General features: G+C 42.2%; 15 protein-coding genes and 1 riboswitch. All 15 genes read right to left on the bottom strand.

Going from position 1 to position 15580, the window contains the following annotated elements:
* Positions 1 to 344 precede the first annotated feature (344 nt).
* Positions 345 to 1742 (bottom strand): Fe-S cluster assembly protein SufB, encoded by a 1398-nt coding sequence (gene sufB / locus AC25Y5_RS13655; protein ID WP_488140769.1) that lies wholly within the window; start codon positions 1740 to 1742, stop codon positions 345 to 347.
* A gap of 18 nt (positions 1743 to 1760) precedes the next feature.
* Positions 1761 to 2201 (bottom strand): Fe-S cluster assembly sulfur transfer protein SufU, encoded by a 441-nt coding sequence (gene sufU, locus AC25Y5_RS13660; protein WP_488140770.1) that lies wholly within the window; start codon positions 2199 to 2201, stop codon positions 1761 to 1763.
* Positions 2191 to 3420, bottom strand: a complete 1230-nt coding sequence (locus AC25Y5_RS13665; protein WP_488140771.1) for a cysteine desulfurase — start codon at positions 3418 to 3420, stop codon at positions 2191 to 2193. Before AC25Y5_RS13665 ends, sufU begins: the two co-directional genes overlap by 11 nt.
* Complete coding sequence (gene sufD / locus AC25Y5_RS13670) at positions 3420 to 4727, bottom strand: Fe-S cluster assembly protein SufD (protein ID WP_488140772.1); 1308 nt, start codon at positions 4725 to 4727, stop codon at positions 3420 to 3422. The genes AC25Y5_RS13665 and sufD overlap by 1 nt, the downstream gene beginning before the upstream one ends.
* 19 nt (positions 4728 to 4746) lie before the next feature.
* Positions 4747 to 5526, bottom strand: a complete 780-nt coding sequence (gene sufC, locus AC25Y5_RS13675) for a Fe-S cluster assembly ATPase SufC (protein ID WP_482102253.1) — start codon at positions 5524 to 5526, stop codon at positions 4747 to 4749.
* 246 nt (positions 5527 to 5772) lie between these two features.
* Entirely contained in the window at positions 5773 to 6987 is a 1215-nt protein-coding gene (locus AC25Y5_RS13680; RefSeq protein ID WP_488140773.1) for a dicarboxylate/amino acid:cation symporter, read from the bottom strand.
* A 150-nt stretch (positions 6988 to 7137) separates the two neighbouring features.
* Positions 7138 to 7995, bottom strand: a complete 858-nt coding sequence (locus AC25Y5_RS13685; protein ID WP_488140774.1) for a MetQ/NlpA family ABC transporter substrate-binding protein — start codon at positions 7993 to 7995, stop codon at positions 7138 to 7140.
* Between the two features lie 98 nt (positions 7996 to 8093).
* Positions 8094 to 8954: a MetQ/NlpA family ABC transporter substrate-binding protein gene (locus AC25Y5_RS13690; protein ID WP_488140775.1), complete on the bottom strand. Its 861-nt coding sequence runs from the start codon at positions 8952 to 8954 to the stop codon at positions 8094 to 8096.
* A 70-nt stretch (positions 8955 to 9024) separates the two neighbouring features.
* Positions 9025 to 9693: a methionine ABC transporter permease gene (locus tag AC25Y5_RS13695; RefSeq protein ID WP_488140776.1), complete on the bottom strand. Its 669-nt coding sequence runs from the start codon at positions 9691 to 9693 to the stop codon at positions 9025 to 9027.
* Complete coding sequence (locus AC25Y5_RS13700) at positions 9686 to 10711, bottom strand: methionine ABC transporter ATP-binding protein (protein ID WP_488140777.1); 1026 nt, start codon at positions 10709 to 10711, stop codon at positions 9686 to 9688. The genes AC25Y5_RS13695 and AC25Y5_RS13700 overlap by 8 nt, the downstream gene beginning before the upstream one ends.
* A gap of 420 nt (positions 10712 to 11131) precedes the next feature.
* Positions 11132 to 11242, bottom strand: a riboswitch (SAM riboswitch).
* Between the two features lie 54 nt (positions 11243 to 11296).
* Entirely contained in the window at positions 11297 to 11596 is a 300-nt protein-coding gene (locus AC25Y5_RS13705) for a thioredoxin family protein (protein WP_488140778.1), read from the bottom strand.
* 14 nt (positions 11597 to 11610) lie between these two features.
* Positions 11611 to 11952, bottom strand: a complete 342-nt coding sequence (locus AC25Y5_RS13710) for a toprim domain-containing protein (protein WP_488140779.1) — start codon at positions 11950 to 11952, stop codon at positions 11611 to 11613.
* A gap of 207 nt (positions 11953 to 12159) precedes the next feature.
* Positions 12160 to 12543 carry a glycine cleavage system protein GcvH gene (gene gcvH / locus AC25Y5_RS13715; RefSeq protein ID WP_488140780.1) on the bottom strand — a complete coding sequence of 128 codons (384 nt, stop codon included), beginning with the start codon at positions 12541 to 12543 and terminating at the stop codon, positions 12160 to 12162.
* Between the two features lie 74 nt (positions 12544 to 12617).
* The gene (locus AC25Y5_RS13720) at positions 12618 to 12977 is read right to left on the bottom strand and encodes an arsenate reductase family protein (RefSeq protein WP_482102262.1); all 360 of its coding nucleotides are present in this window, start codon (positions 12975 to 12977) and stop codon (positions 12618 to 12620) included.
* Between the two features lie 810 nt (positions 12978 to 13787).
* A complete protein-coding gene (locus AC25Y5_RS13725) occupies positions 13788 to 15575 on the bottom strand; it encodes an acyl-CoA dehydrogenase family protein (protein WP_488140781.1) in 1788 nt (595 codons plus the stop codon).
* Between the last annotated feature and the right edge of the window lie 5 nt (positions 15576 to 15580).

The following is a 15580-nucleotide window of genomic DNA, read 5'->3' on the forward strand; positions in this document are numbered from 1 at the left end:
AGAAGGCTCAAGCGGTCAAAATTGTATCTTTGACCGCTACCTTCTAGGTCAGAAGCAATCTATTCTTTCGTCCCGAAAAGCTTTGGCACTACTTGTAGCTGTGTGATTGGAGAGCGACGGATGAAGGACCACCATACGATTACCGAAAAAACTGTGTAGGGATGCGACTTTGTCGCACCCCTACACATCCAATCTTCTCGATAATGGTACAGTAGTCGTTCTAATCCAAATGCAACGATACACGTAGTGCCAGTGTGTGACTAAGTCATTTACTCGTTATTTCTGATTAATCAACAGTAAGGTACAAAAAAACCGGCCCTGGTGGCCGGTTTTTCTTGTTTAAATTACCCGATTGAACCTTCCATTTCGAATTTAATGAGACGGTTCATTTCTACAGCATATTCCATCGGTAGTTCTTTTGTGAATGGCTCGATGAAGCCCATGACGATCATTTCAGTTGCTTCAAGCTCAGGAACGCCACGGCTCATCAAGTAGAAGAGCTGCTCTTCTGATACTTTAGAAACTTTCGCTTCGTGTTCAAGTGAAATGTTATCATTCAGGATTTCATTATATGGAATCGTGTCAGAAGTCGACAGGTCATCCATAATGAGCGTGTCACACTCGATATTTGCACGTGCACCATCCGCTTTACGTCCAAAGTGTACGATTCCGCGGTATGTTACTTTACCACCGTGTTGTGAAATTGATTTCGACACGATTGTTGATGACGTATTTGGTGCAAGGTGATGCATTTTCGCTCCAGCATCTTGGTGTTGACCTTTTCCTGCAAGTGCGATGGAAAGTGTCATACCGCGAGCGCCTTCGCCTTTTAGTATAATCGCTGGGTATTTCATCGTTAATTTTGAACCAATGTTGCCATCAATCCATTCCATTGTTGCGTTCGCATCACAAACCGCGCGCTTCGTAACAAGGTTATAAACGTTATTTGCCCAGTTTTGGATTGTCGTATAACGACAGTATGCATCTTTTTTAACGATAATTTCTACGACCGCGCTATGCAATGAGTTCGTTGTATAAACAGGCGCTGTACATCCTTCAACATAATGGACACTTGCCCCTTCATCTACAATGATCATAGTACGTTCGAACTGACCCATATTTTCTGAGTTAATACGGAAATAAGCTTGAAGTGGTGTTTCTACTTTAATGCCTGGTGGAACATAGATGAACGATCCACCCGACCATACAGCAGAATTCAATGCAGCAAACTTATTGTCAGAGTTAGGGATAATTGTTCCCCAATACTTTCTGAACAGTTCTTCGTCTTCCTTAAGCGCTGAATCTGTGTCTTTAAAGACGATTCCTTGGTCCACAAGTTCTTGTTTCATGTTATGGTAAACAACTTCAGATTCGTATTGTGCTGATACACCCGCAAGGTATTTTTGTTCCGCTTCAGGAATTCCGAGTTTATCAAACGTACGTTTGATTTCTTCCGGTACTTCATCCCATGAACGCTCTGCACCTTCAGAAGGTTTAACGTAATAAGTAATCTCATCGAATTTAAGGGAGTTTAAATCTCCACCCCATTGAGGCATTGGCATTTTATAGAACATTTCCAATGATTTCAATCGGTAATCAAGCATCCACTGAGGTTCATCTTTCATACCTGAGATTTCCTCAACGATTTCTTTAGTTAAACCACGTTCCGAACGGAAAACAGAGACATCTTTATCAGAAAACCCATATTTGTAATCGCCGATATCCGGCATTTTTTTAGCCATTACTATTCCTCCGTCCTATTATTGTTCGGAGTCATTTCCGACTCCCTTTTCCATCGCCTTCCATGCTAGTGTCGCACACTTTATGCGGGCAGGAAATTTCGATACGCCCGCAAGCGCTTCAATATCACCAAGATCGATGGAGTCGTCAACATCTTTACCAAGCATCATGTCCGAAAAGATTGTGGCCGCTTTTAGTGCTTCATCCACTTTCTTCCCTTTAACAATTTGCGTCATCATCGATGCGGATGCCATTGAAATTGAACAGCCATCACCTTCAAATTTAGCATCTTTAACAATGCCTTCATCCACTTGCAGAGTCAGATGAATGACATCTCCGCAAGTTGGATTATTCATATCGATTGTAATGTTACTTTCTTCAAGGACACCTTTGTTTCTAGGTTTTTTATAATGGTCCATGATGACCGAACGATAAAGTTGATCTAGTTTGTTAGTAGACATCTGCGAAATACTCCTTTGCGATACGGAGTCCGTCCACGAGGCGGTCAACGTCAGCTTCGGTATTATAAATATAGAAGCTAGCGCGTGCAGTGGATGATACATCTAGCCATTTCATAAGTGGCTGAGCACAGTGATGACCTGCTCTAACGGCAATACCGTTCATATCGAGCACAGTAGCAACATCGTGTGGATGGACATCGTTCAGATTAAATGTAACAAGTCCGGCACGTTTTTTAGGATCTAGTGGACCGTAAATGGTAAGTCCATCGATTTCCGACATTCTTTCCATTGCATATCCAGCTAGTTCATGTTCATGCCGTTCAATGTTATCCAGACCGATTTCCTCTAAAAAGTCGATTGCAGCAGCAAGTCCAATCGCACCTGCGATTATCGGTGTACCGCCTTCAAACTTCCAAGGAAGCTCTTTCCATGTCGATTCATACAATCCAACGAAATCAATCATTTCGCCGCCGAACTCGACAGGTTCCATTTTCTCAAGCAACTCTTTCTTTCCATAAAGGACGCCAATCCCTGTAGGACCGCACATCTTGTGTCCAGAGAATGCAAGAAAGTCACAATCTAATTTCTGTACATCTATTTTTATATGGGGCGCAGCTTGCGCACCATCAACTACCATAACAGCACCATGTTCATGAGCAATTTCGGCGATTTCTTTAATAGGGTTCATCGTACCAAGTACGTTTGAAACGTACATAACTGAAACAATTTTTGTACGGTCTGTAATGGTAGCGCGAACTTTGTCGATGGATAGAGTTCCATCTACTTCAAGGTCGATATATTTCAAAACGGCCCCTTTTTCTTTCGCCAGCTGTTGCCATGGAATAATATTGGAATGGTGTTCCATGTAAGTGATAAGAATTTCATCACCTTCACCAACATTCGCGCGTCCATAACTTTGTGCAACAGTATTTAATGCGGTTGTAGTGCCACGCATGAAAATAACTTCTTCCGTTGACTTCGCGTTAATGAATTTGCGAACTTTCTCGCGTGCACCTTCGTATCCTTCTGTCGCCCGATTACCAAGCGAATGGACGCCGCGGTGGACGTTTGAATTATCAAAGCTGTAATAGTTGCTAATTGCTTCTATTACTTGCCGCGGCTTTTGAGAAGTCGCGGCACTATCTAGATAAACGAGCGGATGCCCGTTGATTTCCTGGTCTAATATAGGGAAATGTTTGCGGATGTCTTTGCTAAGCATTAGCGCACTTTCCTTTCGATAACCTCCGTCAATTGTTTCTTGACGCCTTCAATCGGTAATTTGCTGACAACTGGCGCAAGGAAGCCATGGATAACAAGTCGTTCAGCTTCTTTCTGTGAAATCCCACGGCTCATCAGATAAAATAATTGCATCGGATCGACACGACCAACTGATGCCGCATGACCTGCTGTTACATCATCTTCATCGATAAGAAGGGCTGGATTTGCATCTCCACGCGCCTTTTCACTTAGCATAAGGACGCGTGATTCTTGGACTGCGTTCGCTCTCGTCGCGCCTTTAGCAATTCTTCCGATTCCGTTAAAGATACATGTAGATTCTTCTTTCACAACACCATGCTTCAAGATGAAGCCTTCTGTATCCATACCAAAATGCACGATTTCAGATGTGAAGTTCTGACGCTGTTTACCACGTCCCACAACAACTGATTTCATGTCACAGTGAGATCCGTTACCTACAAGGTGAGTAATGTTTTCAGAAATCGTATCACTGTCATTCATTAGTCCAAGTGCCCAGTCAATACGGCTATCGCGTCCTGCAATCCCGCGGCGATTCACATAGGTTGTGAATCCTTTCGCAAGTACATCAACTGCACCATATGTGATTTGCGCATTATCGCCTGTGAATACTTCAGATACAATATTCGCTAATCCTTTTGCTTCTTCTACAGTCGACAAATAGTTTTCGACATATGTCACTGAACTATTCGCTTCTGCCACGATAAGAACGTGGTTAAAGAGTGAAGCCTGTTCATCGTCATGCAAAAATAGTACTTGAATCGGCTCTTCGACGACAACATTTTTCGGAACGTAAACGAAAACGCCGCCGTTAATAAGTGCTGCATGAAGTGCAGTCAATTTGTGGTCGTCTACCTTTACACCGTCCGTCATGAAATACTTTTTCACAAGGTCGCTGTGTTCGCGTGACGCTGTGAAAATATCCGTCATGATGACGCCTTTCGCTTTCAACTCTTCGGATAAAAAGAGGTAAGCAGGTGTGTTATTGTGCTGAACATAAATACTGTTTTGCTTTTCTTTGTCAACAAGTGCACGCGCTTCTTCAGAAAGCTCGTCCAATGAAGCATAAACAGTACTTTCAACTGTATGGACAGGGAATTCCGTGAAATTCCACTTATCAATTTTCGTTTTATCTGGTTTTGGCATTGGTAGCTGTTCCGCTTTCGCTAATGCGTCTGCGCGGAAATCCGCCATCCAATCTGCTTCGTTCATCTTAGCGGAATAGGAGCGGACGTCCTGTTCGGTTAATGCCAACTTTGTTTCAACCGTCATTTTGAATCGTCCCCCTTTCTTAAACTTCCTGCCCGACAGTTTCGTCTTCGATGCCAAGTTCTTCTTTAATCCAGTCATATCCTTGTTCTTCAAGTTTATGTGCGAGTTCAGAACCGCCGGATTTAACAACTTTACCTTGCATCATAACGTGAACTTTATCTGGCGTGATGTAGTCTAGAAGACGTTGGTAGTGAGTGATGATCAAGCAACCGAAATCTTCTCCGCGCATTTCGTTAATTCCTTTAGAAACAACTTTCAATGCATCGATATCAAGACCAGAGTCAATTTCATCAAGCACTGCAAATTTAGGTCTCAACATTGTAAGTTGAAGAATTTCGTTACGCTTTTTCTCTCCGCCTGAGAAACCTTCGTTTAAGTAGCGTGTAGCCATGTCTTCATCCATTTCAAGGAATTCCATTCGGCTATCAAGTTCACGAATGAATTTCATCAATGAAATCTCGTCGCCTTCTTCACGTTTAGCATTGATTGCAGAACGTAGGAAGTCAGAATTCGTTACGCCTGTAATTTCACTTGGATATTGCATACCAAGGAAAATACCCGCTCTAGCGCGTTCATCTACTGCCATTTCTAGTACGTCTTCACCATCAAGTGTAATCGTACCAGATGTCACCTCATATTTGGGATGCCCCATAATCGCTTGCGCGAGTGTTGATTTACCTGTACCGTTCGGACCCATGATTGCATGGATCTCGTTTGTATTGATCGTCAAATCGACGCCTTTCAATATTTCCTTGCCTTCGATTTCAACGTGAAGGTCTTTAATTTCTAAAGTAGCCATTCCAATACCTCCAATATAATAAAGTTGAACGGATATCCATTCTCAATTTAGTATCATTCTAATCTTAACCCATTAACCATTGCCTTGCAAATCATTGAGAATCGTTTCATTTTAAAAGGGATACCCTTAATTCAAGACTTGTATGACTCCATTTTTCTAGTGCTCGCCCATTTTCAATTATCCAGTTCCCAATGAGAATCCACACAATTCAAAAAACCGATACGCAATGTACCGGTTTTTGAATCATTAGTATTGTTCTGGTTCTGGAGTCGCTTTAGCTACATCATCATTTTTTGTAAACTTATCGACGATAATAGCAAGTGCGCCATCACCCGTAACGTTTGTTGCAGTTCCAAAGCTGTCTTGCGCCATGTAAAGTGCAATCATAAGTGCAATCATCGCTTCATCGAAGCCAAGCATAGTGCCGAGTAGCCCTATTGCTGCCATAACCGCCCCGCCGGGTACTCCTGGTGCTGCAATCATCGTAACGCCGAGCATGAAGATGAATGGAAGGAAATCTGCAAATACAATCGGCATTCCATTCATAAGCATGACGCCTATCGAACAGGATACAAGTGTAATTGTACTTCCTGACAAGTGGATTGTCGCAAAAAGTGGAATTGTAAAATCAGTCACTTTATCCGACGCACCTGTTTTACGCGCCTGCCTTAACGTAATCGGTATCGTCGCCGCAGACGATTGTGTCCCAAGTGCAGTAAGGTAAGCAGGTGCCATTGTTTTCATCAAGAAGAACGGATTCTTTTTTGAAAGCGATCCTGCAACCGTATATTGAAGTGTTAGCATGATGAAGTGAAGAATAATAATCATAACAAATACCATTGCAAAGACAGATAGAACCTTAGCAACTTGGCCAGTATACGTCATATTAAGGAAGATTCCGAAAATATGGAATGGTAAAAGTGGAATAATAACAAACGAAATCACTTTTTCGATTAACACATTGAATTCATCAAATACATTAAGCATAGATTTGCTACCGATGGAAGCCATCCCGATTCCCAGTACAAACGCAAGAAGAAGTGCCGCCATAACATCCATCACAGGAATCAATTCAATCTCAAAAAAAGCTTCAGCCGCAGCACGGCCACTTTCAGCAACACTACCTTCGCTAATTTTCCCGATAAATCCAGGCAACAAACTTGTTGCTGCAAAATAGGCAATAATCCCTGCTACAATTGTCGAAAGATAAGCAAATGCTGTCGCCAAACCAAGTAGTCTACCTGACCCCTTGCCTAGCTTCGCAATTCCTGGCGCAATGAAAGCGATGATGATCAAAGGCACTATAAAATTCAAAAAGCCTCCAAATATCATATTAAATGTGGCTGCGAGACCCACAAACCACTCTGCAAAGCCTTCGCTAATTTTCGGTAACAGCGATCCAAACACGACTGCCAGTGCAATAGCGATGACGATACGCCAAATTAGACCAATTTTTTTCAAAACAGTGTTCCCCCTAAGATGATTTTATGTATTTAAGAGACAACGATACCATAATATTTTCGCTATTGAAACACCATTTCGACATTAACATCTATTGGAAAACAAAAAACCTCCGTCGAATTCGTACTTTTCGACAGAGGTTTCTACCTATTATTTAACCGGGACTACTGTGCCGCCCCATTCTTTGATGATAAAGTCTTGAATTTCTTTCGACTTCAATACTTCAATCAAAGCTTTGATTGACTCATTATTTTCGTCGCCTTTTCTTACTGCGATGATATTTACATAAGGGGAATCCTTGTCTTCGATAGCAATTGAATCTTCAATCGGATTCAAGCCCGCATCGATTGCATAGTTCGAGTTAATCAACAATGCATCGCCTTCATCATTCGAGTATAGTTGCGGCATTAGACCAGGTTCATAGTTTGCATCAAATTCAATATTTTTAGGATTTTCAACGATATCTTTCAGTTCAGCTGCTGTCTTATCTACACTTTCGTCAAGTTTAATAAGTCCTTTTGATTCGAGCATCGCAAGTACACGCCCGTGATCCGAAACTGAACTACTCATTAGAATTGTCGCACCGTCAGGAAGTTCATCGAGTGATTTATACTTTTTCGAATAGACACCAATTGGTTCAATATGGATGCCACCCGCATTTACAAAGTCGTATCCAGCATCTTTAATTTGCAATTCAAGATACGGAATATGCTGGAAGTAGTTTGCATCGATTTCGCCAGATTCAAGATCTTGGTTTGGTAACACATAGTCTTGATATGTTTCGATTTGAAGGTCGTAACCCTTTTCTTCCAATAACGGTTTTGCTTGTTCAAGAATGATCGAGTGCGGTGTATTGGAAGCACCGATAACAATCTTAGTTGTTTCTTTTTCGTCTGTGTTTTCACTATTCCCGCTTGTATTATTGCTTTCATCGGTGTTTTTTGTACCGCAAGCCGCAAGTACAAGAACGAGTGCTGCTAATAAAACTCCTGTTAGTAATTTCTTCATTTTATACTCTCCCTTTTCTCTATGCTGTTAATCTGAATGGTTGATATTGCCTATTGTTCACTAAATCAATCCACGCCTTGTCCACTTGCTTCAACAAATTACTTTACTGGGATGACGTCGCCGCCCCACTCTTCAAGAATAAAGTCATGAATTTCCTTCGATTTCAACACTTCAACCAATGTCTTGATTGCTTCAGTATTTTCTTCGCCTTCTCTAACTGTGATGATGTTCGCATACGGCGACTCCGTCTCTTCAATCGCAATTGAATCTTCAATTGGATTCAAGCCTGCATCAATTGCATAGTTTGCATTGATGACTACCGCATCACCTTCATTATTGTTATAGAGTTGCGGCAAAAGTGAAGGTTCGTAATTCGCATCAAACTGAAGGTTCTTAGGATTATCTACAATATCTTTCACTTCAGCCTTTACTTTATCTACTCCTTCAGCCAGTTTAATTAGCCCAGCTGATTCCAGTAATGAAAGTACGCGGCCATGTTCAGCTACCGAGTTACTAAATATGATAGTAGCACCATCCGGAAGTTCCTCGATTGTTTTATGTTGCGTCGAGTAAACAGCCATCGGTTCGATATGGATAGCCCCTGCATTTGCAAATTTATAACCATGGTCGATTACTTGTTGATCTAAATAAGGTATGTGCTGGAAGAAGTTCGCATCCAATTCACCGGATTCAAGATCTTTGTTCGGTAATACATAGTCTTGGTAAGTTTCTATATCAAGTTCAATACCTTTTTCTTTCAATATCGGTGCTGCCTCTTCCAAAATGATTGCGTGCGGTGTGTTAGATGCACCAATTACAATTTCCGTTGCGTCAACTTTTTCATCGGCAGCATTATCCCCGCTACTCGCATTGTTATCGCCGCTGTCATCTTTCGCCCCACAAGCCGCTAATGCTAATAGAAGTACTGCTAATACGATTCCCCCAAAAAGCTTTTTCATAATCATTTCTCCCCTTTTTTCTATTCTTTTTTATAGTTTACAGGCAATGCCTGATGTTACTGTCGTAGAATTATCTCTTGTCAAATTTCCTTACCGCGAAATCCCCGATGAATTGAATGATGAAAACGATAATTAAAATTAAGATTGTTGCAATTAGTATAACGTCCTCACGGCTGCGCTGGAATCCATCCAAAAACGCGAGATTCCCAAGTCCACCTGCGCCGATGATCCCCGCCATAGCGGTGTACCCGACAAGTGCGATTGCTGTTACGGTAATACCCGAGACAAGTGCCGGCATCGATTCCGGTAATAGAACTTTAAAAATAATCGTCCTCGTTTTCGCGCCCATTGACTTCGAAGCTTCAATTACACCTTTATCAATCTCCTGCAATGCAATCAACACCATTCTTGCATAGAATGGAGCTGCTCCAATAATAAGTGCCGGCAACGCTGCATCCGGTCCGCGAATTGTGCCAAGAAGAAATTTCGTAAACGGAATAAGCAATATGATTAATATGATAAACGGGATTGATCTAAAAATATTGACGAATGCCCCTGAAATAACATTGACCAACTTATTCGACCACAGTTGTCCGGGACTTGTTAGGAAGAGTATGATTCCGAGTCCGAGTCCAATAATCAATGTGAACAGTGTTGAAATTGCTGTCATATAGAGCGTTTCTACTGTCGCTTCCCACATCTTAGTCCAATCAACATTCGGAAAAAGGTTTTCAATCATTACCGATCACCTCTGTCTGAACATCATTTTCATTGAGGTATTGAATTGCTTCCTCAATAATTGCTGAATCTCCAAGGAGCTGAAGGATAAGTGAGCCATATGCTCCTCCATGTGTATGGGAAATGTTTCCTTGGACGATAGTGACACCCACATCGTATTTCCGAATGAGACTTGCGAGCACAGGTTGTTCCGTCTGCTCACCAACGAAAACAAGCTTGATAAGTGTACCTGTTGGAAATTCATCCTTAATATGCGCCATTGCCTGCTTCGCTTCCGCGGGCTCCGTCACTTGAGAAACAAATCGCTTCGTAATGGTCTCTTTTGGCGATTGGAACACATCGAGTACGTCCCCCATCTCGACAACTTTCCCAGCTTCCATGACTGCAACCCTATGGCAGATTTTCCGGATTACGTGCATTTCATGTGTGATGAGAACAATCGTCAGTCCAAGCCTTTCATTAATACCAGTCAGAAGATCAAGTATCGAATCCGTCGTTTCCGGATCAAGAGCTGAAGTCGCCTCGTCGCAAAGTAGGACTTCAGGGTCGTTTGCAAGTGCACGGGCTATCCCTACACGCTGTTTCTGACCGCCCGATAATTCTGATGGATACGCGTTTTCTCGGCCAGTCAAACCAACCAGTTCTATCAGTTCCGCCACTTTCTTTTCGCGCTTGGCTTTTCGCACACCCGCGATTTCAAGCGGGAATGCAATATTGTCTTTTACCGTCCGCGACCACAGCAAGTTGAAATGTTGAAAAATCATACTCACTTTCTGCCGCGCTTCCCTCAACGCTTTGCCTTTGATAGCCGACATTTCCAAACCGCCGATATTCACACTTCCTGAAGTAGGCATTTCTAGACCGTTCAACAGTCGAATCAAAGTACTTTTTCCAGCGCCACTATAACCGATCACACCGAAAATTTCACCATCAGCTATTTCGAGTGATACATTTTCAACCGCTGTAATACTGCCGGGTCCTTCACCGAACCGTTTATTAATATCCGTTAAATGAATCATTGATTTCACCTCTGAGATTTTGTCTATGTAAATGTAAATTGAAATTAAGTATATCTTCGTAAACTGACTGTGCCTGTCGCATCTTAACGGACGCTTCCGCATTTCTTGTCTAGCTGCAGGCGCCAGCCCCTCGGGTCACAAGTCATTTCGCTGTGGCGGCTTAGGTACGCCCCCTTCGTGCCTGCAGGATGCAGGTATGCAGCCTTTGCCGCAGGACGCGGCGAACTTGGGCTGCCTTCCTTCGTTGCCTTATGCCTGTCGGGGGCCGGCAGGATGCAGGTCATGCAACCGTTGCGACAGGACGTCGCGAACTTAGGTTGCGTTCCTTTACCGGCGCCTTCCGCTTTTCAAATACAAAAAAACCTTCCTGCAGACGGGCAGAAAGGCTTTACGTTATCATAAAATAAACGTTTGTCCAATCTCTCATCTCTCAAAGTATGCTATGCACTTTGTGTGATTTGGCACCATTTCACTTTCGTGACGGTTGCCGGGCTTCGTAGGGCACTATCCCTCCACCTCTCTTAATAAGAGCGACCTATTCAATTGTTGGTTAAGTCGTATTATATCAAATTCCTGTCTTGATTGTCAATCAATCAATTCCAACAGATACGGGACTGACTGAAAAGCATAGACTTTATGTTGTACAACGCCATCCTTCTGTATTAACAAGCAAGGAACGCTTTCAATTTCATAGTCAATTGCCATAGATTGCACATAGTTCAAATCCGCTTTCCCGATTGGCATTTCCGGTTTCATGACAGAAATGACGTTCATCATTTTAGAAGCGACTGCACATGTACCACACATCGGTGTATATAAATAAAACGCAGAATCGGGTGAGTCCTTCAAAGTTGCCTCCCAATGTTCGCGTGTCCAATTTTCCATTTATCTTACATCCTTTAAAGTAAAAATTCGGGTCGGATTTTGAATTCCGCATTTTGTAGTATTTCAGCTAACACTTTATACGGGGTCGTCTCCACTTCCCGGTACTCTTTTTCTGTATATAGATGGATTGCTGCTGGAAATTCTCTTTTAAATAATATACGCGTTTTTTCACCATCTTCATCAGCATCGACAAAAACATACAGGTCCTGTTCTTCATAGGGCGCAAGCAACTCTTCAAGCCGATATGGGCTTACTGTACCGTTCGTACAAATGATTTTGACTGACTCCGCAAGTATACGCGCTAATCTTTTTCTATCCGAACCGCCCTCTACTATGATGATTTTTTCATCCGACAAGAGAGTTCCTCCTTCGCAAATCGACAGTAAGATGCAAAAAACGCCGGAATTATTCCGGCGCTCAGTTAAATCAAATACGCCTCGGCGTATTTGCGCCCAGATTTTGAATTGAGCTTGCTCAATTCACTCCTTTCAAAATCTGTGGCATCCGCCGGAGGCTTGAAATTTATTCAGCAAGGTTTTGAACTACTGCTGAATAATTTTCAATTATTCTCCGATTGTCATTTTATCATACGCTTCTGCAGACATAAGTTCGTCCAACTCAGAAGTGTTAGAAGGTTCAACGACGACCATCCATGCATTTTCATACGGTGATTCATTGACGAATTCAGGGCTGTCTTCTAGTCCTTCGTTCACTTCAAGTACTTTACCGCTGATTGGAGCATATAGTTCAGATACTGTTTTAACCGACTCAACGCTCCCGAAAGGCTCGTCCGCTTTGATGTCATCGCCAACAGATGGAAGTTCAACGAATACGATATCTCCAAGTTCGGATTGTGCAAAGTGTGTAATACCGATGCGGTAGTTACCGTTTTCTTCCTTTACCCATTCGTGTTCTTCAGAATAACGCAGATCTTTTGGTGTGCTCATTTATACCCCTCCAAATAAATAGTTTCATTCTCTTCAATTCTGTCATATTTCTCTGATAAAGACAAGACTGTAACTTAATTGCCCCAGACTTTATTAAATTCTTCTTCCTTGAAACCGACAGTTACTTTTCCTTCTCCATAAACAATCGGTCTTTTGATGAGCATACCGTCTGATGATAGCAAACTAATTTTTTCTTCATCGGACATTGTAGGCAGTTTGTCTTTCAAATTAAGCTCTCTATATTTCATGCCGCTGACATTGAAAAACTTTTTCAATTCCAAATCAGAAGCCGCAATCATCTTTCCAAGTTCCTCTTCTGACGGAGGAGCTTCCGCAATGTTCACTTCTTGAAAGTCCAAGTTATTCGTTTCAAGCCACTTTTTCGCTTTTCTACACGTCCCGCATTTCGGGTAACCGTAGTAAATTAATCCCATACCGCAACGCCTCCATTTTTCATAGTATAACAGAAAAAACTACCTGGCATATATAGACAGCAGGATGTCAGTTTGAAATCTGCAATTTTACTTCATTAATATGTCACGTCTGTTGAATAACCAAATACTTGCATAAAAAGCAGATGAGAAGGGCTTGAATACTGCCATTTTCACTGGATAATTTTCGGCCCGCTTTCGGCGAATTAATTACGACCCTTTTACCGAGGAATAGTTTTGGCTAGAAGTGACTCCGTCACTTCTAGCCACACCCTTTGGGGTAATATTGTTGTGATTAATTGCCTGTCGCGTTCCTACAAAATTCAAGTGAAAAAACGGTTGCTTTGGAAGAAAAGAATAGATCATCTTCTATAAGAGTGTAAGTGCCCGAAGATGCAATTTCGGTCACTCTAGCACCTTGTACATTGAATTCCTCACTAACTTTCAGCAAAGATTATGTGATGCTCTATTAGAAATTGACACTTCCTTTATATAGTAATAGGGATCCAATAGTAGAAGGTTTGAGCGGCCAAAATTGTAACTTTGGCCGCTTCTCTTCAAGTAAGAAGCGAGCTATTCTTTCGTCCCGAAACACTTCGGCACTTCTTGTATTTGTGTCTTTGGAGAGCGACGGATGAACCACAACCATAAGATTACCAAAATGATAAATAGGGATGCGACGAAGTCGCATCCCTATTCATTAAGACATCTCGGTAATGGTATAGAGGTCTTTCAATCCTAAGCGATTCAAAGACAACCATACTCGTAGTGCCCTGTGTGATTAAGTTATTTATTGGTTAATCAACAGGAATGTTAAACGATAAACTTCTCTGCTTCGATTAGCTTGACTGAAGCTTCGCGCTTTTTAGCGATTATGTTATAAGGATTTGAACGTGTCAATTTACGCAGCGCCGAAATCATCATGCGCTGATTGTCGCCATCTGCTGCTGCCCGGATTGTTTCTTTCGCATCCCGTTCGATGTCTTGAAAAGCTTCTTGACAGAAAATTTGTGTGTAAAGGATTTTTTGTTGCGACTTCTCTTCACCTACGCGTGCAATCGCTTTTTCCGATCGGAGAAGCGCGGATTCCATGGCAAAGATATTATTAGCGATGTCCGCAATGTTGACCAGCACCTCTTGCTCTGCTTCAAGCTTCGTGCCGAAACGCTGTGCAGCTAGACCTGCCGCAAGCAAACCAATCTTTTTAGCATTTTTAACGAGTACTTTCTCTTGTGCAAGTACTTCATCACCAATTTCTTCAGGCATCATCATAAGAAGTTCTTCTTGAAGCGCTTGTGCTTGTTGAAGCAATGGTAGTTCGCCTTTCATCGCTTTTTTCAGGAACGTCCCCGGAACAAGTAGACGGTTGATTTCATTAGTTCCTTCAAAAATACGGTTGATGCGTGAATCGCGGTAAATACGCTCTACTTCGTATTCTTCCATAAAGCCGTATCCACCGTGGAGTTGAACCGCTTCGTCGACAATGTAGTCCAACACTTCGGACCCGACGACTTTGTTGATGGAACATTCGATTGCATATTCCGCAATTGCCGCTGCAATCGCTTTGCCATCTTTTTGCTCAGCAGGGCTCAACTGACTTTGTCGCTCTTCAAAGTAGCCAACCGTACGGTAAATCAAACTTTCTGCTGCATATAGCCTGGATGCCATCGTCGCCAGTTTTTGTTTAGTCAAGTTGAATGAAGAAATTGGTGTTTTGAATTGCTGGCGCTGGTTCGTATAAGCAATTGCAAGTTCAAGCGCACGTTTAGATCCACCAATTGTGCCAACCCCCAATTTGTACCGTCCGATATTCAAGATATTGAACGCGATAATATGACCGCGACCGATTTCACCTAATAAGTTTTCTACAGGTACTTCAGCATCTTGTAAAATTAATGTACGTGTTGATGAAGATTTGATACCCATCTTTTTCTCTTCAGCTCCGACAGATACACCTGGGAATTCTTTTTCGACGATAAATGCAGAGAACTTATCGCCATCGATTTTCGCGTAAACAACAAATATATCTGCGAATCCGGCATTCGTAATCCACTGTTTTTCACCATTTAAGATGTAGTGTGTTCCAGCAGCATTCAATTTTGCATTTGTTTTCGCACCCAATGCGTCAGAACCAGAACCTGGCTCAGTTAGTGCATATGCAGAGATTTTGTCGCCTGATACAGAGTTTTCTAAATACCTTTTCTTCTGTTCTTCATTTCCGAAAAGTACGATTGGTAACGTTCCGATACCAACATGTGCGCCATGAGTAATCGAGAATCCGCCTGCTACAGACATCTTTTCTGAGATGAGTGCAGACGCGATTTTGTCGAGTCCAAGACCACCGTATTCTTCTGGTACATCCGCTCCTAGAAGCCCTAAATCACCCGCAGATTTAAGTAGTCTTACAGAGTGCTCGAATTCATGGTTTTCAAGATTTTCCACGACAGGTGTAACTTCATTTTTCACGTAGTCTTCTGCTGTTTTGGCAATCATTTTTTGTTCATCGGAAAAATCCTCAGGTGTAAAAACTCGACTTGCTTCTATGTCTTCTGTAAGAAAAGCTCCGCCTTTAATCAGTTCGTTTGTTTTTAATTCAGTCAATGGTG

The organism is Sporosarcina sp. Y1011 (assembly GCF_057669885.1).

Bases quoted from the DNA above. Each gene is read 5' to 3' on its own strand.
- sufD (WP_488140772.1), bottom strand. From the start codon at position 4,727: ATGACGGTTGAAACAAAGTTGGCATTAACCGAACAGGACGTCCGCTCC.
- sufC (WP_482102253.1), bottom strand. From the start codon at position 5,526: ATGGCTACTTTAGAAATTAAAGACCTTCACGTTGAAATCGAAGGCAAG.
- sufB (WP_488140769.1), bottom strand. From the start codon at position 1,742: ATGGCTAAAAAAATGCCGGATATCGGCGATTACAAATATGGGTTTTCT.
- AC25Y5_RS13700 (WP_488140777.1), bottom strand. From the start codon at position 10,711: ATGATTCATTTAACGGATATTAATAAACGGTTCGGTGAAGGACCCGGC.
- AC25Y5_RS13720 (WP_482102262.1), bottom strand. From the start codon at position 12,977: ATGGGATTAATTTACTACGGTTACCCGAAATGCGGGACGTGTAGAAAA.
- sufU (WP_488140770.1), bottom strand. From the start codon at position 2,201: ATGTCTACTAACAAACTAGATCAACTTTATCGTTCGGTCATCATGGAC.
- AC25Y5_RS13690 (WP_488140775.1), bottom strand. From the start codon at position 8,954: ATGAAAAAGCTTTTTGGGGGAATCGTATTAGCAGTACTTCTATTAGCA.
- AC25Y5_RS13695 (WP_488140776.1), bottom strand. From the start codon at position 9,693: ATGATTGAAAACCTTTTTCCGAATGTTGATTGGACTAAGATGTGGGAA.
- gcvH (WP_488140780.1), bottom strand. From the start codon at position 12,543: ATGAGCACACCAAAAGATCTGCGTTATTCTGAAGAACACGAATGGGTA.
- AC25Y5_RS13705 (WP_488140778.1), bottom strand. From the start codon at position 11,596: ATGGAAAATTGGACACGCGAACATTGGGAGGCAACTTTGAAGGACTCA.
- AC25Y5_RS13685 (WP_488140774.1), bottom strand. From the start codon at position 7,995: ATGAAGAAATTACTAACAGGAGTTTTATTAGCAGCACTCGTTCTTGTA.
- AC25Y5_RS13665 (WP_488140771.1), bottom strand. From the start codon at position 3,420: ATGCTTAGCAAAGACATCCGCAAACATTTCCCTATATTAGACCAGGAA.